Consider the following 24,085-nt stretch of genomic DNA (forward strand, 5'->3'; position numbering starts at 1 on the left):
GAAAGGGGCAGGGCAGTGAAACAAAAAAACGTTCTAAAAACAGCACTGTATTGTGTTGTTGCATGTACTATTGTCAATTCAGGGAGTCGCATTGAAGCCCAAGGTGTTGACCTAGACCCAGGTGGGGCTCAGATGGCATTTGGTATCGCGGAGCGAATAGAGACCGGCCGCAATCTTGGGCTTGATGTTCCCGAGGAAGGGCACGGAACAGTCGCATCGACGATCTTGTCCTTTGGGTTGTCCAGTGAGACGCCTATTCAAAGCTTGAGTTTGGACGCCGTCACTGCATTGCGCTGGACGAACCTACCCAATGAAGACAGCGATTTTGATATTGGGGACTCCATCTTTAACTTTGGTTATATTCGTGATGGTGCCAATGCAGGGCTAGACTTTGGTGCTGATTTCTCTAGCTATGACATTGGTTTTCTTCGGTCATTACGTGATTTTGTTGATGATGACGGTGTAATTGATTTGCCATCGGACTTCGATGATCTGACCGGTGAGGGGACACGAAGAGAATACAACCTTACATTCCAGATGGATTTTGGCCGACAAGATTTAGTCAATTATTACTTCCGTATAGATACTCAAGACATCAGTTATGTAGATCAGACAAACCCGGATCTTACTGATGAAAGCACCGTTAGCGGTGGGGCGGGTGTTAGCTTTGTTCTATCACCCGTTACAACAGCAACCATTGACGTTAGTGCTGAACAATTTGACGAGGACGATCAGGATAAGACAGACCGCAAAACCAAAGATATACTCTTTGGAATATCTCAAGCAATCAACTCACGTACTAGCTTAGATTTTGCACTTGGATATGTAGATATCGACGAGCGCAGACAGATCGCTGGAGACCAAACCACGTCTGGCCTGTTCGGTAGGGTTGGTGCCGAATATGATATGCCCAATGGGGTGGCGACATTCGATCTCGAGAGTGAACTAGCGCTGGCTGGTCGACTTAACTCGTTCCGCGTTGGTCGTAGTATGGATGTCCTCGGCGCCAATTTTTCAGCCAGTTTGGGTGTCGCGCATACGGATGGTGGAAAAACCGAACCGATTGGATCTTTGAGATACGTGAATGAGTTTGGGGAAAATGAATTGCGAGTTTTCTTCGATCGAGATGTAGTCATAACGGATGATGATGTATTTCGTGATGAGTACATTTTGGACATTGGCTATATTTGGGGCCTAGGCCCTTCTTCGCGTTTTGGGCTTGGTGCAACCCAAGTGCTTAGTGACGATACGGAGGTCGATCCACGTGTTGAACGCACAGATTTGAATGCGGTTTATAGCTACGAGTTAGAGTCTGAATGGGTCATAAATGCCGGCCTCAACTACCGTGTGAGAGATGAGGACGGTCTCGGTCGTGCTACGAGCCCTCTAGCATTCTTTCAAATTGGCCGGGAATTTGCCTGGCGCCCATGATTGGTAACGCAATGACTATGGGGCCATAGTATTTATTTAAAAGCTGCAACACTACCCTCAGCTTAAATGAGCCAGCCACGGGGCCGTGATATTCCAAGTATTAAACAAAGGCAAAAAGGGCTACGTGCTGCTAGGGGCGGTAGGATATGTTCTCTATTCGCAGATTGTTCCAATGACGAATCCGAAGCAGTATAGAAATCTAGTGAATCGGGGGAGCTCAATTCAAGGTCCTATTTTTTGAACATGGAAGTAAAATCTCTTAATATCCAAGGCCTTAAATTGATTACGCCAATACGTTTTGGTGATCATCGTGGGTTCTTTGAGGAAACATATAATTTGGACAGATTCGCAAACGTGGGAATTAACCATACATTTATTCAAGACAACCACTCACTTACAAACTCAGTCGGCACCGTACGAGGCCTGCATTTTCAGGCCCCACCACGGGCGCAGGCCAAGCTAGTGCGTTGCGGACGTGGGCACCTTTTCGACGTTGCTGTAGACATCCGCAAAGGCTCGCCCACCTTCGGGCAATGGGTCGGAGAAGAGCTCAGCTTTGAAAACGGCCGGATGTTGTTGATCCCGGCAGGTTTCGCGCACGGTTTCATGACATTGGAACCCAACACCGAGATCATCTATAAATGCTCTGACACCTATGCGCCGGAAACAGAAGGTGCCATTCGGTGGGATGATCCCGATATTGGAATTAATTGGCCGCTGGATATGGCGGAACCGAAATTGTCGGATAAAGATAAAGCAGCTCCGTTTTTACGAGACATAGAGACCCCGTTTACGATTGAGGGCGCATAGTGAAAATTCTGGTGACAGGAGGTGCGGGTTTCATTGGCTCAGCCGTGATCCGTCACGCAATTGCCGACGGTCATTCGGTCGTCAATGTCGACGCCCTTACCTATGCAGCCTGTCTGGACAATGTTGCCTCGGTCGCGGATGCGCCGGGCTATGCTTTTGAACAGGCCGATATCCGGGATGCGGGCGCGATGGCCGCGATCCTCGACAAGCACCGGCCTGATGCGATTATGCACCTGGCTGCTGAAAGCCATGTTGACCGTTCGATCGATGGTCCTGCGGCCTTTATCGACACCAATGTGACCGGAACCTACGTTCTGCTGGACGCCGCCCGCGCCTACTGGATCGACGCTGGACGACCCAAGAGTTTTCGCTTCCATCACATCTCGACCGATGAGGTCTTTGGATCTCTGGGTGAGACGGGCTTTTTCACCGAAGACAGCCCCTATCAGCCCAATTCGCCTTATTCGGCCTCGAAAGCGGGGTCGGATCATCTGGTCAGGGCCTGGCATGAAACCTACGGTCTGCCGGTGGTTCTGACCAATTGTTCGAACAACTATGGCCCCTACCAGTTTCCGGAAAAACTCATCCCGGTTGTGATCCTGAATGCGCTGTCCGGCAAACCCATCCCGATCTACGGGGCTGGCGACAACATCCGCGACTGGCTGCATGTCGAAGACCATGCCGAAGCGCTGCTGCTGGTGCTGGAACAGGGCAAGCTGGGCCGCAGCTACAATATCGGCGGCGAGAACGAGATGACCAATCTCGATCTGGTTAAAATGCTCTGCTCGATCCTCGACTGGTTGAAGCCGGGCAAAACGCCCTATGCCGATCTGATCCGTTTTGTCACTGACCGCCCCGGCCATGATCGTCGCTATGCCATCGATCCGACCCGCATCCGGGAAGAGTTGAACTGGCGGCCTTCTTACACACCTGAAACCGGGCTGGAGCAAACGGTTCAGTGGTATCTGGACAATGGCGCATGGCTGGCTGCTCTGCAGGACCGCAGCGGTGTCGGAGAGCGGCTTGGGGTGGCCGGATGAAGGCACTGGTCTTCGGCCATAGTGGGCAAGTCGCCACGGAACTGCGCCGGCGAGCATCGGCACATGGCGTCATAATCGAGGCGCTGGATCGGTCCCAAGCGGACCTGTCCGATCCACAAAGCTGCGTTGACGTGATCCGAAACACGGATGCGGATGTGATTATCAATGCCGCCGCCTACACGGCAGTTGATAAGGCCGAAGATGAACCCGCGTTGGCCCGGGTAATCAATGGCGATACGCCGGGTGCCATGGCGCGCGCCGCCGCGGAGCGGGATTTGCCCTTCCTGCATATCTCGACCGACTATGTTTTTGACGGGACAGGGAACATGCCCCGAACCCCACAAGACCTAACCGGTCCGCTCGGCGTTTATGGTCAAACCAAGTTGGAAGGAGAGCACCAGATTGCGCAAGCCGGGGGATGGCACGCAATCTTGCGGACAAGCTGGGTGTTTTCAACCCACGGGCAAAACTTTGTCAAAACCATCCTGAGGCTGACCGAGACCCGAGACAAGCTGATCGTTGTGGCGGATCAGATTGGGGGACCAACTCCGGCGGCCGATATAGCCGACACGCTGCTAGCCATAGCCAAGACTGGTCGGCAGGCCGAAGGTGGGCTGTTTCACTATTCCGGCGCACCCGAGATCAGTTGGGCAGGTTTCGCACGCGAAATTGTCTCGCAGGCTGGTCTGACAGTTCAGATCACCGATATTCCGACAACCGATTACCCGACCCCGGCCCCCAGACCACTAAATTCTAGGCTGGAGTGCGCGCGCCTCAATAACATTTACGGACTTGGGCGGCCTGACTGGAAAGCAGGCCTAGCCCAGGTGCTGACCGAGCTGAAGGTCACAGATAGCCCTGCTTTGGAAGGATAGATCATGCAACGCAAAGGCATTATTCTTGCTGGCGGTTCCGGCACGCGGCTGTATCCGATCACGATGGCGGTCTCGAAACAGTTATTGCCGATCTATGACAAGCCGATGATCTTCTATCCACTCAGCGTGCTGATGTTATCCAATATCCGTGAGATCGCGATCATCACCACTCCGCAGGATCAGGATCAATTCCAGCGCCTGCTGGGGGATGGCAGTCAATATGGGCTGTCGCTGACATGGATCATGCAGCCTTCCCCCGATGGTTTGGCGCAGGCTTATACATTGGCCGAGGATTTTCTGGCCGGTGCCCCGTCAGCAATGATCCTGGGGGATAATATCTTCTTCGGGCACGGCCTTCCTGATTTGCTTCAGGAGGCTGATAAACAGAAAAGCGGCGGAACAGTATTTGCTTATCGCGTAGCCAACCCCCAACGCTATGGCGTGGTCGATTTTGACGATCAGAAAGTGCATGGCTTCATTGAGAAACCCAAAGTGCCGCCTTCAAACTATGCCGTGACTGGCCTTTATTACCTCGACGGCGATGCACCGGCTCGCGCAAGCCAAGTCCAACCGTCCGGGCGTGGCGAGCTGGAAATCATATCACTACTTGAGATGTATCTGAACGAAAATCTTCTGAACGTTCAAACCATGGGACGCGGCTTTGCCTGGCTGGATACTGGCACGCATGGTTCGCTACTGGATGCAGGTAATTTTGTTCGCACTTTGACGGCTAGGCAAGGGGTGCAGACCGGATGCCCTGAAGAAATCGCGTGGCAAAACGGCTGGATTGACGATTCCGACCTTGCCGAACGTGCGAAGCTGTTCTCCAAGTCTACATATGGAGCATATCTGGAGTTGTTGCTAGAGTTGTGATGCAGGTTTTTTTGGAAGACAGGCACCAATACAAGCCTGTATTGACAACTAAATACAGAGAAGGAATGACCGCAATTAATACAGCAAAATTCATGGACGCGCAAAAGGCGTTTGTGTTGAAGTAGGTTGAAGAAGCTAAAATGGTTACAGAAATGCACCAGGAGGCCGGAACAGCTCAGCGATATATTTCAACTGGACAAAGAACCATGCTGGGATGTTACTATCCTACATGCGGTGCTTGCCTAAATTGGAAGATGTTACAGGGCGTCATCAAGCGCAAACTCTGAGGGGAAATCGCTCGGAAGCCATGAGGCCCAATGATGTGTTAGCAATGGATTTTATCCATGACCGGTTTGGACGGGTCGCAAACTACGTGTTTTGACCGCAGGCGATACACTCGCGCGCGCCGCTCCCATCATCTACCATAGGGTTAGTTATAAAAGCGAAGATGTTGTTGCCACACTGGATCGAGCATGTCGGCAGATCGGCTTCCTGGTGACGATATGGGTGAACAATGGCAGCGAATTCGTTTCTCGGGATATGGGCTTGCGGTCCAAGCCATCCGATATGCCCCTGGCCGGAGGCTCAAAGCGTAACCTTACTTAGAGAACGGTCATCTGAAACTCGACAACAATACAGCGTAACAGGCAATGCTCGTCCGCATCGGAGCGGACTCAACAGAAGAGTACGCCTGTCGGATCGAAGATGCTAAAATCGTCCTGAGGAACCCAACTGCAACAGATCAAACAAACTGGTGCTCAGATATTGCAAGCGAGGGCGGTTTTTATAAGATAAATTAGCTTCATAGCAGGGAAACTACGTGACTGTAACCGATGCTTTTGATCTGGAAACTAAACCTCCAGCACGCATTGATCTGAGACGGAGCGTAAATGATCACTTGCATCCATCTGTGTTGCTCTGCACTCAAGCCCTGCCTCTTTTCCAACCTGACACGCTCTTCTGATCGGGCCAACGAAATGGCATATTCATGATCTTCACAAAAACCAACCTGCAAGGCGCCTTTATCATCGATCTTGCGCGCCACGGCGACAACCGCGGTTTTTTTGCCCGCGCGTTTTGCAGCAACGAGATGCAGGAGCACGGCATTACCATGGACATCCGCCAGTCTAACCTCAGCCACAACGAAACCACTGGCACACTGCGCGGGATGCATTTTCAGTATGCACCAAGGCAGGAAGCAAAGCTGGTGCGCTGCGTGGCCGGGGCACTTTACGACGTCATTGTCGACAACCGCCCCGATAGCCCGACCTATCTCCAACATATCGGCGTCGAATTAACGGCGGACAACGGGCGCGCGCTTTATGTCCCGAAGGGATTTGCCCACGGATTTCTGACGCTTCAGCCGGGAACGATGGCCAACTATCTGGTCGATGAATTCTACACCCCCAAGCTTGAAAGCGGTTTGCGCTATGATGATCCCGCACTTGGGATTGACTGGCCTGGACCCGTCACCGAGGTGTCCGAAAAAGACGCCAACTGGCCTCTGATCAATGCGGAAGGCTAGCACATGATCATTCTCGACACGGCATTGAAATCCCGCGAAGAGGCTGGCCAACCGGTCCGCGTGGGCCTGGTCGGTGCAGGCGCCATGGGGCGCGGTGTAGCTAATCAGATCATCAACTCGGTTCCGGGCATGCGTCTTGTGGCCGTGGCAAACCGTACCTTGGACACCGCACGGCGCGCCTATCTCGAAGCCGGATATGACGACGACCAGATCGAGGCCGCAAACAGCCTTGACGCACTTGAAATGCTGATCGAAGCAGGTCGGCCAACCGTCACCGAGGACTACGCGCTTCTATGTGCTTCGGGACAGGTCGATGCCATTCTGGAATGTACAGGCGCCATTGATTTCGGTGCGCGTGTGGCCCTAAACACTTTCTCCGAAGGTAAACACTTTGTAACCCTCAGCGCCGAGCTGGACGCTACCCTTGGACCCTTGATGCGCCACCGTGCTAAGGCAGCAGGTGTGATCTACTCGGTCTCGGACGGCGATCAACCCGGTGTGCAGATGAACCTGTATCGCCATGTCTGCGCAATCGGGCTCAAACCGATGGTCTGTGGAAACATCAAGGGGCTGCACGATCCCTATCGCACCCCGGAAACGCAAAAGGGGTTTGCCGAACAATGGGGGCAGGATCCCTATATGGTCACCAGTTTCGCCGACGGCACGAAGATCAGCTTTGAACAGGCTATTGTTGCCAATGCCACAGGCATGAGTGTGGCACAGCGCGGCATGGTCGGGCGAACCCATAAGAGTCACGTGGACGAATTGACAGCTACTTACGATGTGGACGACCTGATAGCGCGCGGTGGAGTGGTGGACTATGTGGTAGGCGCCTTGCCCGCACCCGGAGTTTTTGTCTTCGGCACGCTAGACGATCCGAAACAGAAACACTTCCTCGACCTCTACAAGCTGGGCAAAGGCCCGCTTTATTCCTTCTATACGCCCTATCACCTGTGCCATTTCGAAGTGCCGCTTTCCGTGGCTCGCGCGGTGTTGTTTCAGGATACGGTGCTGGCCACGGATGGCCCCATCCGGGTCGAAGTCGTGACAACGGCCAAGACAGACCTCAAGGCGGGTGATCTCATTGACGGGCTGGGCGGATTCCAAACCTATGGCTTAGCCGAGAACGCGCCAGAGGCGCGCGCCGAAGGGCTTTTACCGATCGGGCTGGCCAAGGATTGCAAACTGATCCGCGACGTGACCAAAGACAGCGTCGTAACATGGGCCGATGTCGAAGTGCCCGGGGGACGCCTGATTGACAGCCTGCGCCGCGAACAGGATCGACTGTTCCCGGGCTGAACCAAACTAAAGCCTTTCGGTTGAAACCTGAATCGTTTGGGATTCCCCTTTTGGGCGAAATGTGAATCATTCTGTTTGGGAGGATGGATCATGTCAGCACCTTTGCCTTCGGAGTTGCGAGTTCGGTTTCAGCGATACGTCGAGGAAGGGTTAAGCGGGCGCGCGGCGGCGTTGCGCCTGAAGCTCTCGCCGGCCACAGGTGCCCGTTGGGCACGGCAAGTCAGGATCAAGGGGCATGCCGAACCTGCGCCTCAGGGGCGCCCGCGCGGTCGGGGCAAGCTGGCCCCGCACCGGGCGTTTTTCGAAGAGCTGATCGCGCAGGACCCCGACATCACCCTGTTCGAATTACGCGACGCGCTGGCCGAGGCGGAGGGTGTGAAGGTACACCATTCGTCCATCGCCAATCTCCTGTCTCGGCTCGGATTTACGTACAAAAAAAGTCGTTGGTCGCCACCGAACGCCGCCGCGCCAAAGTAAGACAGCAACGCGCCGACTGGTTCAAGCATCGGCTTCCCGCCATCGCCGCTTTACCCGAACGCGTTGTCTTCATTGATGAAACGGCCGTGAAAACAAACCTCACCCGTCTGCGTGGCAGAGCCCCGCGAGGACGCCGGCTGACCATGGACGCACCATTCGGCAGTTGGGGGACGCAGACGTTGATCGCGGGGCTGACACGGGACGCGCTGATCGCACCTTGGGTCATCAAGGGTGCAATGGATGGGCCCGCCTTCGCCGCATTCATCCGCGAGGTGTTGGTGCCCGAGATCGAACCGGGCACCGTCGTCATTCTGGACAACCTGGCCACGCACCGGAACAAGGAGGCCGCCAAGGCCCTCCACGAACACGGTTGTTGGTTCCTGTATTTGCCACCGTACTCACCTGATCTGAACCCTATCGAGCAAGCTTTCTCCAAGCTCAAAGCCCACCTGCGCCGGACCGGTGCCAGAACCTTCTCCGATGTCTTCCAAGCTATCGGAGCCATTTGTGATCTCTACGACCCCAACGAATGCTGGAACTACTTCAAGGCTGCGGGATATGCCTCAAGTTAAAGGCGAAAGGCTCTAGGCCACAAACCTTTCGATCTGCTGTATCGTCAATCCCAGAGGATCAGCCCCATTCCGCCAGCCTGCGTACCATTCGGCCGTCCATTCCAGTGCAGCACGACCTTGCAGGTGCGACTGCCAGCCAAGCGTGGCAGCGGCCCGGGCGGGATCAATGCTCAGCGTCAAAGCTTCGATGGAGCCCGGGGCTGGTTCGTGTCGCCAGCAACCGCTTCCCAGAAGCCCTTGCAGAATATCAGAGGCCTCGGCGACGCTGACCGCACCAGCCGTTGCATTCGGTCCGATGTTCAGACAGCGCGGTGTTTCGCCCTCCATGGCCAGCGCCTCAAGATAAACAAGGTAACCGGCCAGACAATCCAGCACATGCTGCCAGGGTCGTGTCGCATGCGGATGGCGCAAGACCAGTTCTTCTCCGGCCTCGGCTGCCCGAATGATGTCCGGGATCAACCTATTTTCGGAGAAATCCCCGCCGCCTATCACATTGCCGCCCCGGACCGTGGCCAGTGGTGTGCCCATCGGCTCGTAATAGGTTGTGCGATGACTGGCGACGAGTAGCTCGCATGCGGCTTTCGAGGCTGAGTAAGGATCTTTGCCACCCAGACGATCCTCTTCCCGAAAGGCTCGCCCGCTGTTGTTGTTCTCATAGACCTTGTCCGAGGTCACAACCAGGACCGGTGCCTCTGGTGCGGCCTTGCGAAGCGCATCAAGCAACCGACCCGTGCCGGTAACATTGGTCGACCAGGTCAAGTCGGGGTCCTGAATAGAGCGCAACACCAAAGCTTGAGCTGCCATGTGCAGAACCAAATCCGGTTGGGCCGCAGCCACAATCTGTTCCATCGCATCCGCGTCACGAATATCGGCAATCTGGCTGTCGATCTGGTCTGCGGTTTTGGTCAGGTCAAAAAGCGACGGCGTCTCGGGCGCCAGCCCAATGCCGGTCACCTTTGCCCCCATTTGCGTCAGCCAAACCGCTGCCCAAGCACCCTTGAAACCCGTCTGGCCTGTCAAAAGGACTTTCTTGCCTCGCCAGAAGCCCGGATCAGGCTGCGCTGTCTTCGTCGTAGGATCACTCATCCCAAGTACGCCAAGGCGGATTACTATCCCACATATCTTGCAAAACGTGCTTGTCACGTAGAGTGTCCATATTTTGCCAAAAGCCCCCATGGCGATAAACGGCAAGCTGGCTGTCAGCGACAAGCTGTCTCAGAGGTTCTTCTTCCCACACGGTGGCATCGCCGTCGATGTAATCGATCACACTTGGCTCGCAGACAAAGAAGCCGCCATTTATGAGGTGTCCGTCAACCGTGCTCTTTTCTCGGAAGCCCTTTATAATATCTCCGTCATTCGATATATCCAGAGCCCCAAAACGACCGGGCTGATGAACTGCCGTCACCGTCGCCAATGTGCCGGTTTCCTTATGAAACTGTATGAGTGCTTTAATATTGATGTCGGAAACGCCATCCCCATATGTGAGGCAGAAAGGCTCATCATCAAGATAGTCGCGGACCCGCTTCAGTCGACCACCCGTCATCGTATTTAAACCAGTATCTGCTAGAGTCACCTTCCAAGGTTCACTCGCAGCTCTGTGCACTTCAATAGAATTCGTAGAAAGATCTATGGTTAGATCGCTCGAGCGGTGGAAAAGATCGAGGAAGTATTTTTTGATTAAATGCCCTTTGTAGCCACAACAAATTACGAAGTCATTTAAGCCATGCGCTGCGTAAATCTTCATAATATGCCATAGGATCGGCATTCCACCGATTTCAACTAAAGGCTTTGGGAGAGTAACGGTTTCTTCACTTATGCGAGTGCCATAACCGCCAGCAAAAATGACTACTTTCATGAATACTCCTAGATCACACTTTGAACAGAATATGACTGTTGCGTGGTCGTCTAACTCCGTATCTTCTTGAATCTTTCTGTAGAGAAGTTTTCGTTTTTAAGCTCTATTTTTTGAGGTATTTTATATGATTCCAACCTACTTGATAATGCTTGTCGTATTCGCGCGCGTATATTTACTTCATCTTCATTGGTGTTTTTTATTCTTAAGCGCGCACAGATTATCGATCCCAACATTGGATGAGGTTTCCCAAATACCACAGCGTCGTCAACGAAAGGTATCTCCTGCAATGCATTCTCTATTTCTGCAGGATAGACTTTTTGACCCCCTACACTGATTAGATCACCGTCACGCCCCAGAAACCTTAAACACGTTCCCTGGACTTCAATGCGATCACCAGTTTGGTACCAACCATCCGCTGTAAAGGGTGATGGGGCGTTTAGATAACCGAGCATGGCGGTTTGCGTTTTGATTTCCAACAGATCATCGCGTATGCGCCATTCTGTATCTGCTGTATCAAACTCAATCCATCTCGATTTGTTATTAGTGCTTTTTGACCGCAAAGCACCCAGTTCAGATGTACCATATTTTTGAATAATGGATGCATTTGGAAAGGCCTGTGCAATTCGTTCCAAAAGGTTTTGCGGCATCATCTCGCCGCCATAGGTGATAATCTTTATGCTGCTTAGGTCGAACTTGTCACTCTCACCTGATATTAGCAGCATATTCAGAAACGAAGGAGCTGTGGGCAACACTTCTACTCTGTGGCTTTCAATAGTTTGGCAAACATTTTTTGTATCGCGCCCCGGGAGACAGACCAGAGTACCGCAGTTTGCAAGTGTGTACAGAATAGTATCAATACCGGAAATATGATCGAATAGCAGGAACCCCATTGTTCTCAGGGCTTTCCCCGGCTTTTCAAATTTTCTGATCAATTGCGCAACATCATGAACTGCTCCTTTGGGAGCACCTGTCGTTCCTGAAGAGAAAATAATAAGCCCCGAAGTTCCTCGATCTCGTATCTTAGAGAATAGTTCATGACTTGAGTTACCAGCAGCTGGACGCAAATGATCTGCTTCAGCGTCTAAAACCCAGGAAACATCTCCTATTTGAGCAAACTTTTGACTCATTTCGACCGAGCTCGGAGCGAGAGGTGCGACAATACATCCCTTGCGCCACAGGGCGAACATCCAGGCAATAGATAGAATATTAAAATCGCCCCGGAGCTGCACAGCAGTCCCCGGTTCAACGCCATGCTCTTCCAATTTCCGACAACATTTCGCGATAATATCGAGAAGGACACCATATTCTATGGTGTTCCCATCCGGGTCGATGATAGCTGGACTTTCTGCTGCGCTGCGAAAACGGTCCAGCAGTAAATTCACTCCGGACATATCTGTTAAACCCCACCTAAGTAGATGGTTTGCCCGGTAATGAACTCAGATTCTGGCTGGATAAAGAAGTCACAAACATTGAGCACATCTTCCATCGTTCCGTAACGTTGAATTGCTTGACGGGCGATAAGCTGAGTCATCTTTGCTTCCGAGACGGCACCTACTAAATCAGTGGGTACAGGAGTAGGCCCCACAGCATTCACTGTAATATTGAAGGGCGCGAACTCTCGCGCCAAAACCTCGGTCAACGATACAACGGCCGCTTTGGAAGCTGCATAGACAGCCTCACCTTCAAGCTTGAGAGGCGTTGCAACTGTAGCAAAATTAACGATGCGCCCCGCTTTGCTTCGGGTCATCAGTTTTGCGGCCTCGCGGCAGAAAAGAAACGTCCCAAATACATTGGTTTGGAACACGCCTGTCATTGTCTTTCCCGGGGTCAGCATCGCATGGTTCATCGACGCAATACCCGCATTGTTTAGCAAGGCATCAAGCCGCCCGTGTGCGCGGGCCACTTTCCGAAACATGCTAATAACCGCGCTTTCATCGGAAACGTCTAACTCATAGTGAGAATATGCATCATGGGATATGCTGCTTTCCCCACGAGAGCATCCGATCACTAACCAACCACGGTCTAAGAAAACTTCAGCCAAATATTTCCCGATACCTTTACGCGTACCCGTAATTACGATGACTCTTTTCTCGGAAGTGCTCATGCCAAACCTTCACTATCAGCGACTTCAACAGCGTATTCAGCCAAAAGATGCAGTGACCGGTACGGGCTGCGCTTGCGCGACATTGCGGCCTCGGATGCCAAAACAAGATCGCATCCTGAAGCGTCAGCCAAATGTGCTTCAGCGGCCAAGACAACTTGTACAAGACCAATACTATCCAGTGGCGAGCCGTCCCCGAAAAGAACTGCGTCAGCCTCTTCTGAAATACGTGCTTCTTCAGTTCTCGACAGGTTTATTTCGGCGACTGCAGCCTTGAGGGCTTGGAGGGCCAAATCGTAATTAACTTTCGTCACTAGCAATCTCCATTCTAACTTTTTCCGTTTCCCGGGGAAAGGACCTGGGAGGTGGAACAAACAATATCCGATCTGAAGGTACATCTGTCGAGACCACGCAATTAGGTCCAACTTGTACATTGCTCCCAATTCGAACGTTTCCTATGACGATACAACCGGGGGAAAAGCTTACATTGTTTCCAATAACAGGCCCAACCCCGGGCTCCCATTTGTCCGCTACGCCGAAGGTAACCCCCTGCCGAATAGTGCAGTCATCTCCAAATGTCGCGAACGCATGGACGATAATTCCATGCTGGTGGCCTATTAAAAACCGGCGCCCGATCTTCACGGATCGCTGTAGCTCAATGCCATAAAATGCTCTACAGAATCTGAACCCTAATGCATAGAAAATATCAAATGGTAGCCGAACTAAGCGGGGCAGAGTTGTCGCCCATACTCCGATACGATGTACGAACAAAGTCTGAAAACCTGGCATTGTGAGCTCACGCCGATGTGTCTGAAAATCTTCACATACGACAGCCCTCAAACCCCTTATCTTTATAAGTTCTGGGCCACATAACGCTTCACCACGGTCTTCCGCAGTATCGTCCTCAGATGCCATATCCATGCCGTCACTATTTACTAAGAGGCCTCTAGCTACGAGGCCGATTACAATCTTGAAACTTCCTGATGTCTAATCACCTATTTTTATTTTCGGGGTCCGTGGGAAGTCAACATAGCATAAAGCTACGACCATACTGTCTTCAAAGCTTTTGGGTAGGTAGCACAGGCTTCAACTTTGGTGCAAAGAATAAGACATGCACCCAAACTCGGTTTTAGCGACACTTTCATTCTAGAGTTGACGCATTTGGATCTGTCTATAAGCATAAACGAAGATGAATTTGACCAACCCTTAAGACGAGCGCCACACACGGCGCAAATTTTGATAATGCTTCACAATAACGGTTCCTTTCATATTGTCTTAAGCCGACCATTTGATCTCGATGCATTCGAACGAAATGCTCGCGAGGATAAATCCCCTCGACATACGGTAACCACATTGCGTGATGCATTGGGGGCCACCGTGCATCAACCGGAAGGCCTATCAATCAACTTGGCCGATCAATTTCACGCAAAATTTCCTGGCGTCGGAACAGCTGCGCTATGGGCCTTGGGTAGGCAGGCCAACCATCTCTTCTCGCCCGAAGATATAGTTTATGCCGTGGGTGAGGATGGTGGCTTTCCAATTGCGTATTCGTTCCGTGGGAAATCCGAACGACCCCAAATAGCTGTTTACATGCATCATCCGGATAGTCCGCGTGTGCGCTTCATGCTAAACCAAGGGAGATTGCGCAGCAGCATCGATTGCTTCATCACCAATACTAGCTACAAAAGAGACATCCTTACGGGACAGTTGGGTATCCCCAAAGAGAAAGTGCACCTCACGGAAGAGCAAACCGATACGCATTTTTTTAGACCCATTCCGCCATCTACCACCCCTAAAAAGCGTCCGATTATAAGCAGTTGCGGACTAGAGCAACGGGATTATCGCACTCTAGCAGCGGCCGCCAGCGATATGGATGTTGACATTAGAATTTGCGCTGTTTCCCCAAATGCAACCATCAACAGCAGAACTTTCCCAGATGTCATGCCTGATAATATGCAGGCTAATCACTATGACTGGCAGGAATTGAGGCAGTTGTATAATGACTCTGACATTGTCGTACTTACTATGCACGACAATCACTATCAGGCTGGTCTAACAGCCCTGATGGAGGCTATGGCATGTAAGAGACCAGTTATTATGACCAAAACTAACGGGCTAGCCACCGAACTCGCCGAGGCAAACCTAATAACTCCGGTCCCCCCTGGGGATGTCGAAGCTGTCAGAAGCGCTATAAACTTTTTTCTGGAGAACCCAGCTAAAGCAGAAGCACAAGCAAAACGTGGTTACCAGCACGTCATTCAAAATCACTACGCGGAAAGATTGGTAGACCAACTTGAAGGACTTTTACGCGGGCTAAAAGATTAGTTTTTCCATCCCAAAGATTCAAGGCTCTATGTATCTGGTAAAACCCGCATGACTCATTTCTCAACGCTTCCCGACAAGCTAAAAGTTGTTGTTAGCATTATCAATTTCCGCACACCTGAGCTTACTATTCAATGCGCACAATCTGTTCTTGCAGACATAGAATTACCTATCAGCCAAATAGTGATCGTGGATAATTATTCCGACGATGGATCGGTAAATTTGCTGTCTGCTTGGATCAAAAGCCTGGAACCACTCACCCCAATAAAACTAATCGAGTCTGATACCAATTCAGGATTCTCCGCTGGGCATAATCAAGCAATACGATCTTATGACGCTGAATATTACCTTATTTTAAATTCTGATGCGGTCATCAGACCAGGTTTTTTCAAAGCTATGTCGACTGCGGTCAGCGTAAGTCCCGATGCTGGCTTTTTTGCTCCTCGGCTCGAGTTCGATGATGGGCGGCAGCAAACTAGCTGCTTTCGTTTTCACAGTCCCTTGAGTGAATTGATTAGGGGAGCCGCAAGCGGGCCCGTAACAAACCTCCTAAAAAATTACGATGTACCACTTTCAATGCCACCTGAACCAGACCAGGTTGATTGGGCCAGTTTTGCTTGTATTCTGGTTAATGGCAAAATGATCCACCAAATCGGCCTTATGGATGAAGGCTACTTCCTTTATTTTGAGGATGTTGCTTATTGCTGGAGCGGGCGGCAATCCGGGTGGCCCATTGTTCAAGTCCCGGATGCGACAGCGGTTCATTTCCGCGGTGGGAGCGGCCCCGTCAAAAAAAGACAAAATGAATACATGCGACTTCCCAGATACTATTACGCTTCACGTACAAGATATTTTCAGCAGACTTATGGCCCCTTGGGCCCTTTCTTAGCTAATTTATGCTGGATGTTAGGTCGTGTCATCGCGCACCTACGATGGTTGACAGGCAGGTCTGTTCCTAAGGCCAATCAATCAGAGGTGTTTGATATTTGGATCAATACCCTACCGACCATAATGAGTAGACATTTGAAGGCCACTAAAAAATGAGCTTGCCGGATTTTGTAATTATAGGGGCAATGAAGTGTGGGACGAGCACATTAGCCGTTCAACTCGCCCAGCAACCAGGCATCTATATGCCTACGACAGACGAATTGAACTTTTTTTCTGATGACCCATCCTATGCGAGGGGCCTAGATTGGTACGAAACGCTATTTTCTGGCGCCCAACCTGGCGACAAAAAGGGCGAAGGCAGCACCCATTATGCTAAGCTGCCAACTTATCCAAGCTGCATACCGCGGATGAACGAAGCCTTAGCAGATGTAAAAATAGTCTATATTATTCGCAACCCTATAACTCGATTGGTCTCGCACTACATACACGAATGGACTATGGGAGTAATGCGAGGAAATATCGAAGATGCTCTCATAAAACATCCAGAGTTAATCAGTTATAGCTGCTATGCTCAGCAAATCGCTCCTTACATCTCAACTTATGGAATTGACAACATCTACATAACTAATCTGGAGGCAATGTCAGAAGATCCTCAAAGCGTATTGGAAGAGATTTGCTTATTTCTCGGCACCCGCCAAAAACCAATTTGGAGACCAGAAACTTCTCACGAAAATGTATCAGCAGAACGATATAGACGCCTGCCTATGCATGAAATTTTAATTGACCACCCTATTGCGATTGCACTGCGTAAAACACTTATTCCCCAGTTTATTAGGCATAAGATAAAAGATGCTAGAAAGATGACCACTAGACCCACGATATCTGATTTAGTACAAAATGACCTAGAACAGCGTTTCTGCGAAGACTACAAAAAAATGTTAGAAATATTTCCAAAGTCAAAAAAATTAGCCACCAGCTATCCATTTTTTCGATGACCACCCAGACTCGTGTCTATTAAATGACATTCTTAATTAGATGGGATGGATTTACACAACTTGAGGTGCTTTACCGCGCTTTTTTCTACTCAACTAAAATATTCGAAATCAGGTTGAACCAGCTTTACTTTAAAATACGCATAGCATTGTATAAATAGTTGTTACACCCATGGGGTTGAAGGAAGCATTGTGCAGAAGGTGAGAGTAGCTGTTGTAGGGTTGGGGAAAATGGGATTGAGCCATTTTTCAATTTTGAATGCCCATCCCGATGTTGAAGCCTTTGCCTGCGACGGCGCGGGGTTTATGGTTGATGTGCTTGGTAAAAATATTTCTACGCCTATCTGGAAAAGCTATGATGAACTGCTGATGGAAACGGCTCTTGACGCTGTTATCATAGCAACTCCGTCACGTCTTCACACCCCGATGGTTGAGGCCGCGCTCAATAAGGGTTTGCATGTATTCTGCGAAAAGCCGTTCTGCTTGGATTGGGCTGATAGCCAGCGGTTGAGTGATCTGGCTGCTGAAAAAGGACTGGTAGCGCAGGTGGGTTATCACTACCGCTATGTTGGAGCCTTTCAAGAAATGCAGCGACTGATCGCTGCCGAAGCTATCGGGCGTATCACTCACGTACTCGCCGAAGCTTATGGTCCAGTGGTGCTGCGGTCCAAACGTGCAACTTGGCGCACGAAAAAGACGGAAGGAGGAGGGTGTCTCTACGATTATGCCGCCCATCCCATTAATTTGCTGAATTGGTTTTTTGGTATGCCAGATCAAGTGATGGGCTCGCATCTAGGGCAGATTTTCTCGGAGAGTACTGATGATGAGGTGTTCTCGACCCTACGATGGGGCGACGGACCTACAGCGCAGCTCTCTGTGAACTGGTCTGACGAAAGCCATCGCAAGATGTCGACCAAGATTAGCCTGATCGGCACTAATGGACGGCTTTATGCGGACCGTCAAGAATGCCAAGCTTATCTGCGCCAACCGATAGATGAACTAAAGGATTATGACGCAGGCTGGACGGTGAAATACACCACTGAACTGACGCAGGAGCAGTGGTTTTATCTACGTGGTGAGGAGTATTCGGCCCAGATCGACCGCTTCGTTCAAGCCATTAAGCAGGGCGCCAGTACTGCAGAGCAGAACAGCTTTACTACGGCTGTTGAAACTGACCGTACTATGGCAATGATCATCGAAAACGCCAAGACTGGTGTAACGGTAGGCACAAATCGCGCTCGAACTCCCGAGCTTGTACGTAAACGCCGATGGTTTGGGAAAAATTAGATTTGTTTGATCCACAGACTGTTTTTGAGGTTCGCATATAATGGATCGGTTGATTTTTGGCGACAACCAGTTCTTCGGTATAAATCATATGTCGGAAGAAAAAGCGCGCGCTCAGGCGATACGGTTCCAAACCACTGACGCGGTCATGGATGTGTTGGATACCGCTTATGATGTGGGTATCCAAACCTTTATGTGCACTACCCATGACCGAGTTTCAGACATAGCGAAACGAGTGAAGGATAGGCCCGACCGGTACAGTAACTTCACTTTTTATCCTTGCATGCCCTACGCCCATAAATATGCAAACGCGGTGACCGAACACGGCATGGTCGGTGCGCTACGAGAATTTATGCCAAAAGATGGACTAATGTCGGCAGCGCTGGCTGGTGGTAAAGCATTGGCGACTAAGGATGTCGATGGGATAGCCAAGGTCTTAATCGATATGGAAATGAAGATGTTTAGCGGTCTTCGCACGCCGGTTGTGTTCATTCAGAATGTGTTCACAGATCTGCTGCTTGGCATGGGGTTCACTCGAGCTTTCAAGCTGTTCGATGAATACATTCGTGAGAAGTACAAGGCAGAGCCAGCGTATATCACCATGAATCTTCCCATGCTTCTGAAAGCTCTCGAGGCAGAAGGGATCGAACGCCCCATCATCTGTTCCAATATCAACAAGATCGGCTTTCGTATGTCAGGAGGTTTTGATGCCTATCTAGATATGTTGGAATCAGGACGGGTGCGTGCAGTGGCAATGTCGGTTTATGCTTCGGGTGCAATTCCAGCTGATGAAGCAATCCACTGGTTGAGCGAATTGCCTGGGGTTGAAAGTCTGGTCTTTGGCGCTTCATCGCGCAGCAACATCCAAAGTACGAAATCGTTGGTCGATAAGTATTTTAGTTGATGTTGTTTGGAGCGTAGCATCTTAGAATAAGAAATGACGACTAGACTTTATCTATTGCCGAAAACAGTACACGCTTAGCATCTGACTGCAGCAATCTGCTATTCTGTCATCAAGAATAACAATGGTGGATGATCAAAAACGTAGTCTGACAGGGGGATGTACTTCACGCTGGAATACACAAGAAATTCTACGCTATTCAAATGGACCCCTTCCCCTAAAAACTTAAATTCAGAATAGTGGAATAGTTAATGAATATGGTTAAAACCGCTTCTCTACCACAAGGCAGTTCGACACTAAACACTGGCCGCAAAGTACCCATACTTAATGCTTGGGTCCATGATGTTGCTATGGATGATATAGTGGAGCATTTCCGCGAGGGGGTGATGCTGACGTTGCATGTAGACATGATCATGAAGCTACAGACAGACCGAGAGTTTTACGACTTGTTAGATCAGTTCGATCTAGTCACCTGCGATAGCCAGATTATGTATTTTGCCACCAAATGGCTTGGTGCTCCGGTGAGGGAGCGAGTTTCTGGCTCTGACTATTTCCCAAAATTCTATACTCGATATGCTAACGATCCCTCAGTGACTGTCTTCTTGTGTGGTGGTAAACCCGGTATCGCCGAGTTAGCTGCTAATAACATAAATTCCAAAATTGGTCGTAAGATGATTGTTGGGACCGATAGTCCAGCATTTGACTTCGACAAGAACCCGGCTGAGATTCAGCGTATGATTGCAGCAATTAATGACAGCGGTGCCACCGTGTGTCTTGTGGGATTAGCAGGAGCGCGGCAGGAAAAGTTCATCATGACATACAAAGATCAGATGCCGGGGGTAAAGCTATGGCTGCCACTTGGTGGCACAATTGACTATGAAAGCGGCACTTTTCAACGCCCACCAAACTGGATCACTGAATGGGGGTTCGAATGGCTCTACCGCCTGCTTAAAGAACCTCGTGCTCGATTTTATCGATACGTAGTGCACGAGCCACCGTTTCTTTGGGCGATTTTAAAGCAAAAGTTGGGATACTATACGGATCCTTTCACCTAAAATCGTCGTTTGATAGGTCGAAGATCAGTTCGATCTAGTCACCGGCGATAGCCAAATTATGTTCTTTATCATCAAATGGATTGGTACTCTGGTAAGAGAACAAATTTCTGATTCTGATCAATTTCCAAAATTCTATACTCACCATGCTAACGGTCCCTCAATTCATCAATTGGGGTCTGCAGCAGGCCTAAAACATAATACTCAAGGAATTTACCGAACAAAGAACAATAAATAAACTGACCGCGTGAACCATCAACGCAAACCCAAGGACTCTCCATGACACCGATAGGACTTGGGACTCGAGTCAAAATAGAGCAACATGAACCCACAAAATACTCCGCTTCAAATACTAAGGCGACCTAAGATGAGCACCTGAAGTAAATAAAGACCCGTCCCGATCTTTGTTTGCGATGTGAGATGGGAAAACGCATCATATCTGAATGGAATAAATATGGTAGTGACTAAAAAAATTACGTTCATTAGCCCTCCGCCCAGTCTCAGTGGCGGAATAAGGGTTATTGCAATTTATGCAGATTATTTGCTTTCCAAAGGGCATGATGTACTAGTTGTGGCCGGATGTTCGAAGCCTATTTCAGCAAAAAGAAAAGTTAAGGCCTTGTTGAGTGGGGAGCCTATACCTAAAGAAGTTTCATCATCTCATTATGATAATATGAATGCGCCGTTAAAGATTGTAAAAGATTCCGAAGTCATTTTGGCGAAGGACGTCCCAGACGCAGATATTGTCATTGCGACTTGGTGGGAAACAGCATTTATGGTAGCGGATTTTCCCGAGGAAAAAGGAAAAAAATTCTATTTTGTGCAAGGTTACGAGAAACATGATTTTTTACCTGCGCATATCAGCTCTGGAAGCTATCATTTGCCGTTAAGAAAAATCACCGTAAGCAGCTGGCTCTCAGATATAATGTCCGATTGCTACAACGACTCGAATGTTAGTATTGTTCCTAATAGCGTTGACCATAGTGTGTTCAATGCGCATGCGCGTTCAAAACAAAAGCAACCGACAATTGGATTTATGTATGGCACCACGCCAATAAAAGGTGTGGATATTACACTGAAGGCAATTGAAAAAGTTAAAAAATTGTTTCCAAATTTGCAGGTTATAGTGTTTTCTGCTGTTCCCATTCAAAAAGGATTAACTTTACCTCAAGGAACCAAGTTTTTCTTAAGACCAAAGCAAATGCATATAAAGGATATTTATGCAATGTGCGACGTGTTTGTAATGGGCAGTCGTTCCGAAGGTTTCGGTTTGCCTATCCTTGAGGCAATGGCTTGTCGTAGCCCAGTTGTCGCAACGCGGACAGGTTGTGCCCCAGATCTAATTGTTGATGGTGAAAATGGATATGTGGTGGATGTAGAGGATTACCGCTCAATGGCAAAATGCATTTGTAATATCCTTCGTCTTTCCGATATTGATTGGATGAAAATGTCCGATACTGCTTACAAAGCCGCCGCAAGCTATACTTGGGAGGAATCAGGAGAGTTATTCGAAAAAACAATACTATATAGTGTTTGAATTTAACTAGGCTCTAGGCCCAGTAAATCTGTTGCGACTATCTTGGTTGCATGATTCAAGCCCCTGAGTTTTGGAGGTGTATCATGAGCAATCTATTCTGGCTAACTACGAGCAGATTTAATGGGTCTAGAGCCTAAAACGGCTCTCTTATCGCGTTATTGTCAAGGACTTTAGGTTTGTTGTTCGCCGGGGCCTTGATTCACTATGAAATCAGGTGAACCTGCTTCATGATGGCGTCTGGGGCTAGAAGTCAGATCAGGCGTCGGTGAGATCGACCAAGCAAACGGTTTGCTTTTGGGGGACTGAGGTGTATCCCGTGTAAAGGTGGGAGGTAGGGCTGAATGAACAATATTAGACAAGCAGAGTTTGAAGTAAGAGATCGATGCATTACTTGCGACTCTCATAATGTCGTAAAGCTGTCGGAAGGGAAATTCACAGATAAGCCGCTTTTCGATTTTTTGTCAGACGATCCTTTTGGAGAAGATCCTATACCGCATCTGCAGGATGGTTCTTGGTGTTTCGTGCAGTGTAAGGATTGCGGGCAAAAATTTCACAAGAACGTACTCAACGAAGAGTGGAATAACATATATTATAGTCGATGGATATCAAGTGAAGCAATTGATGAGCATGCACGTAAATTAGGAAATTTTGGGTTTCAGTCCGATTTTGAAAAAGGTATACATGCAGTAGAAAGAATTCTTCAGATTGAACGCCTTACAAGGAATTTACGCAATGAAGATCCGATCAGAATATTAGATTTCGGTTGTGGGGAAGGAAGATTTCTTTCAACCGCGGCCAACTTTGGTTTTGAGTGTGTAGGTGTTGAGTTTTCCGCCGCACGCAATAAAACGAAGTTAATAGATTTTCTAGGTAACTTAAGTCAAGTGAAAGAAGAATATGCACATGGTTATTTTCATGCTGCTGTTCTGTTCGAAGTGCTAGAGCATTTATCGCACCCTCTAGAGATTCTTAGAGAAATCAGACAGTTTGTGAAAGTGGGTGGTATTCTAGTTCTAGAAACACCCAATTGCCCAGAAGTTAATGACATAAAAAACTTAGTTGATTACAGGCTTATTAACCCCCTTGGTCACATAAATGCCTTTACGCCTGAAACACAGGAAAAAATCGCGCAGGAAGCTGGGTTCAAGAGAGTTAGTACAACTACGGTTCAATGTACGGCTGACCCAGTGCGCGCGTATAAGCGGGAGGCTAGAAGACTGTTAAGACCATTCCTAAAAAGATATACGCAGCAATACTTTGTAGCTGTGTAAAATTACCTCTATACGGTAAATTAGATATGATATAGTGAGCAGCCTCATCTGACTGGTCCAGGTTGATTGTCAGTGCATCATCGGCCTGTGATCCATCGAGATGATGGTATCGGGCGCTGGCGGGCGATAGCCCAATCTCAGACGGTTCTTACAACAAACTGCGCGCAATTACCCAATCGAATGAATGCAGGGAGGCTATTCAAGACGAATAGAACGATCAGAGGTGCAACCGGCTTTGCCGCATTCTTTTCTGAAGTCTGAATGCGGCCCTATACTTGCTGTGTTTAGATGGCTAGTTCCGCAAACTGTTTGAACGGACAGAATCCGAGTCCTAACTGACCCTTTCGGATCATCTGCGCCACTTCAATCCCATCCAGCGTAGCGGAAGCAGATTCAAACGATTTGAAGCCGAGCATTGGTCGGATCCGGCGTTTGATAAGTCTGTGATCTTGCTCAATGATGTTGTTTAGGAATTTCCGCCTCACCATCTCATTTGGGATCGGGCAGCCAAAGCCTTTGAGCATTTTGTTTATGGCCTTGATGCCAGCGGTATTGGCACCGCTCTTGTCGATCACAATCTTCCTCGGCAATCCATTGATCTCCAACATCCTGGCGAAGAACTTGGTGGCAGCTGGTTTGTTTCTGCGCCGTGAAAGCATGAAATCAAGGATCTTGCCGTGTTTATCGACCGCTCGGTAGAGATAGACCCACGCACCTTTAACTTTGATGTAAGTTTCGTCCATTCTCCACGAACGATCACATGACCCTTTGCAGCGACGTGCTACCTCAGCGATTGCCCAGAATACCGTGTTACCCATCGGTTTAGCATGGTGTGGTCCACTGAAACACCGCGCTCGGCCATGATTTCTTCTAAGTCCCGGTATGACACGCCGTATCGGACACAGAAGAACACCGCGAACAGGATCACATCCTTCGGATATAGAGCGCCTTTGAAGGAAATCATGAACTGACTTTCGACT

23 protein-coding genes are annotated in these 24,085 nt (G+C 49.5%); 16 read left to right on the forward strand and 7 right to left on the reverse strand.

Annotated elements, in window-relative coordinates; translation table 11 throughout:
* Window positions 1-15 precede the first annotated feature (15 nt).
* The 8 genes from ACR0JR_RS20990 (at window position 16) to ACR0JR_RS21025 (ending at window position 8,902) form a co-directional block, all read left to right on the forward strand.
* The gene (locus ACR0JR_RS20990; RefSeq protein WP_480457943.1) at window positions 16-1,431 is read left to right on the forward strand and encodes a hypothetical protein; all 1,416 of its coding nucleotides are present in this window, start codon (window positions 16-18) and stop codon (window positions 1,429-1,431) included.
* A gap of 243 nt (window positions 1,432-1,674) precedes the next feature.
* The gene (gene rfbC / locus ACR0JR_RS20995) at window positions 1,675-2,241 is read left to right on the forward strand and encodes a dTDP-4-dehydrorhamnose 3,5-epimerase (RefSeq protein ID WP_480457988.1); all 567 of its coding nucleotides are present in this window, start codon (window positions 1,675-1,677) and stop codon (window positions 2,239-2,241) included.
* Window positions 2,241-3,281, forward strand: a complete 1,041-nt coding sequence (gene rfbB / locus ACR0JR_RS21000; protein ID WP_480457945.1) for a dTDP-glucose 4,6-dehydratase — start codon at window positions 2,241-2,243, stop codon at window positions 3,279-3,281. Before rfbC (ACR0JR_RS20995) ends, rfbB begins: the two co-directional genes overlap by 1 nt.
* Window positions 3,278-4,156 carry a dTDP-4-dehydrorhamnose reductase gene (rfbD, locus tag ACR0JR_RS21005; protein WP_480457947.1) on the forward strand — a complete coding sequence of 293 codons (879 nt, stop codon included), beginning with the start codon at window positions 3,278-3,280 and terminating at the stop codon, window positions 4,154-4,156. The genes rfbB and rfbD overlap by 4 nt, the downstream gene beginning before the upstream one ends.
* A 3-nt stretch (window positions 4,157-4,159) precedes the next feature.
* Window positions 4,160-5,029, forward strand: coding sequence for a glucose-1-phosphate thymidylyltransferase RfbA (gene rfbA / locus ACR0JR_RS21010; RefSeq protein WP_480457949.1), 870 nt, complete (start codon window positions 4,160-4,162; stop codon window positions 5,027-5,029).
* A gap of 988 nt (window positions 5,030-6,017) precedes the next feature.
* Window positions 6,018-6,554, forward strand: coding sequence for a dTDP-4-dehydrorhamnose 3,5-epimerase (gene rfbC / locus ACR0JR_RS21015; protein ID WP_480457950.1), 537 nt, complete (start codon window positions 6,018-6,020; stop codon window positions 6,552-6,554).
* A 3-nt stretch (window positions 6,555-6,557) separates the two neighbouring features.
* Window positions 6,558-7,853: an NAD(P)H-dependent oxidoreductase gene (locus ACR0JR_RS21020; RefSeq protein WP_480457951.1), complete on the forward strand. Its 1,296-nt coding sequence runs from the start codon at window positions 6,558-6,560 to the stop codon at window positions 7,851-7,853.
* A gap of 90 nt (window positions 7,854-7,943) precedes the next feature.
* A protein-coding gene (locus ACR0JR_RS21025; RefSeq protein WP_480457953.1) for an IS630 family transposase occupies window positions 7,944-8,902 on the forward strand; the annotation gives its coding sequence in 2 pieces (ribosomal slippage) (window positions 7,944-8,285 and window positions 8,288-8,902; 957 coding nt in all).
* A gap of 12 nt (window positions 8,903-8,914) precedes the next feature.
* Here ACR0JR_RS21025 and rfbG read toward each other — a convergent pair.
* From rfbG to ACR0JR_RS21055, 6 genes are read right to left on the reverse strand one after another with little or no spacing between them, the layout of a single operon-like run.
* The gene (gene rfbG, locus ACR0JR_RS21030; protein ID WP_480457954.1) at window positions 8,915-9,988 is read right to left on the reverse strand and encodes a CDP-glucose 4,6-dehydratase; all 1,074 of its coding nucleotides are present in this window, start codon (window positions 9,986-9,988) and stop codon (window positions 8,915-8,917) included.
* The gene (gene rfbF / locus ACR0JR_RS21035) at window positions 9,981-10,757 is read right to left on the reverse strand and encodes a glucose-1-phosphate cytidylyltransferase (RefSeq protein ID WP_480457955.1); all 777 of its coding nucleotides are present in this window, start codon (window positions 10,755-10,757) and stop codon (window positions 9,981-9,983) included. Before rfbF ends, rfbG begins: the two co-directional genes overlap by 8 nt.
* A 50-nt stretch (window positions 10,758-10,807) precedes the next feature.
* Complete coding sequence (locus ACR0JR_RS21040; protein WP_480457956.1) at window positions 10,808-12,148, reverse strand: ANL family adenylate-forming protein; 1,341 nt, start codon at window positions 12,146-12,148, stop codon at window positions 10,808-10,810.
* Window positions 12,149-12,153: 5 nt separating this feature from the next.
* The gene (locus ACR0JR_RS21045) at window positions 12,154-12,861 is read right to left on the reverse strand and encodes an SDR family NAD(P)-dependent oxidoreductase (RefSeq protein ID WP_480457958.1); all 708 of its coding nucleotides are present in this window, start codon (window positions 12,859-12,861) and stop codon (window positions 12,154-12,156) included.
* The gene (locus ACR0JR_RS21050; RefSeq protein WP_480457959.1) at window positions 12,858-13,172 is read right to left on the reverse strand and encodes a hypothetical protein; all 315 of its coding nucleotides are present in this window, start codon (window positions 13,170-13,172) and stop codon (window positions 12,858-12,860) included. Before ACR0JR_RS21050 ends, ACR0JR_RS21045 begins: the two co-directional genes overlap by 4 nt.
* The gene (locus tag ACR0JR_RS21055; RefSeq protein WP_480457960.1) at window positions 13,159-13,779 is read right to left on the reverse strand and encodes a serine acetyltransferase; all 621 of its coding nucleotides are present in this window, start codon (window positions 13,777-13,779) and stop codon (window positions 13,159-13,161) included. The genes ACR0JR_RS21050 and ACR0JR_RS21055 overlap by 14 nt, the downstream gene beginning before the upstream one ends.
* A 321-nt stretch (window positions 13,780-14,100) precedes the next feature.
* Between ACR0JR_RS21055 and ACR0JR_RS21060 the strand changes: the two genes are divergently transcribed.
* The 8 genes from ACR0JR_RS21060 to ACR0JR_RS21095 all read left to right on the forward strand — a co-directional run bounded on the left by ACR0JR_RS21060 (window position 14,101) and on the right by ACR0JR_RS21095 (window position 23,105).
* Window positions 14,101-15,183: a glycosyltransferase family 4 protein gene (locus ACR0JR_RS21060; RefSeq protein ID WP_480457961.1), complete on the forward strand. Its 1,083-nt coding sequence runs from the start codon at window positions 14,101-14,103 to the stop codon at window positions 15,181-15,183.
* Between the two features lie 48 nt (window positions 15,184-15,231).
* Window positions 15,232-16,224 (forward strand): glycosyltransferase family 2 protein, encoded by a 993-nt coding sequence (locus tag ACR0JR_RS21065; protein ID WP_480457963.1) that lies wholly within the window; start codon window positions 15,232-15,234, stop codon window positions 16,222-16,224.
* Complete coding sequence (locus ACR0JR_RS21070; protein WP_480457965.1) at window positions 16,221-17,063, forward strand: sulfotransferase domain-containing protein; 843 nt, start codon at window positions 16,221-16,223, stop codon at window positions 17,061-17,063. Before ACR0JR_RS21065 ends, ACR0JR_RS21070 begins: the two co-directional genes overlap by 4 nt.
* A 198-nt stretch (window positions 17,064-17,261) precedes the next feature.
* Window positions 17,262-18,347, forward strand: a complete 1,086-nt coding sequence (locus ACR0JR_RS21075; protein ID WP_480457992.1) for a Gfo/Idh/MocA family protein — start codon at window positions 17,262-17,264, stop codon at window positions 18,345-18,347.
* 40 nt (window positions 18,348-18,387) lie between these two features.
* Window positions 18,388-19,248, forward strand: a complete 861-nt coding sequence (locus ACR0JR_RS21080; protein ID WP_480457967.1) for a hypothetical protein — start codon at window positions 18,388-18,390, stop codon at window positions 19,246-19,248.
* Between the two features lie 248 nt (window positions 19,249-19,496).
* Window positions 19,497-20,300 (forward strand): WecB/TagA/CpsF family glycosyltransferase, encoded by an 804-nt coding sequence (locus ACR0JR_RS21085; RefSeq protein WP_480457969.1) that lies wholly within the window; start codon window positions 19,497-19,499, stop codon window positions 20,298-20,300.
* 451 nt (window positions 20,301-20,751) lie between these two features.
* Window positions 20,752-21,834, forward strand: a complete 1,083-nt coding sequence (locus tag ACR0JR_RS21090; protein WP_480457971.1) for a glycosyltransferase family 4 protein — start codon at window positions 20,752-20,754, stop codon at window positions 21,832-21,834.
* 341 nt (window positions 21,835-22,175) lie between these two features.
* The gene (locus ACR0JR_RS21095) at window positions 22,176-23,105 is read left to right on the forward strand and encodes a class I SAM-dependent methyltransferase (RefSeq protein ID WP_480457972.1); all 930 of its coding nucleotides are present in this window, start codon (window positions 22,176-22,178) and stop codon (window positions 23,103-23,105) included.
* Between the two features lie 284 nt (window positions 23,106-23,389).
* Here the strand turns inward: ACR0JR_RS21095 and ACR0JR_RS21100 are convergent.
* A protein-coding gene (locus ACR0JR_RS21100; RefSeq protein ID WP_480457974.1) for an IS6 family transposase occupies window positions 23,390-24,069 on the reverse strand; the annotation gives its coding sequence in 2 pieces (ribosomal slippage) (window positions 23,390-23,904 and window positions 23,904-24,069; 681 coding nt in all).
* Window positions 24,070-24,085 lie beyond the last annotated feature (16 nt).

The sequence above is a fragment of the Ruegeria sp. AA3 genome (assembly GCF_056542905.1).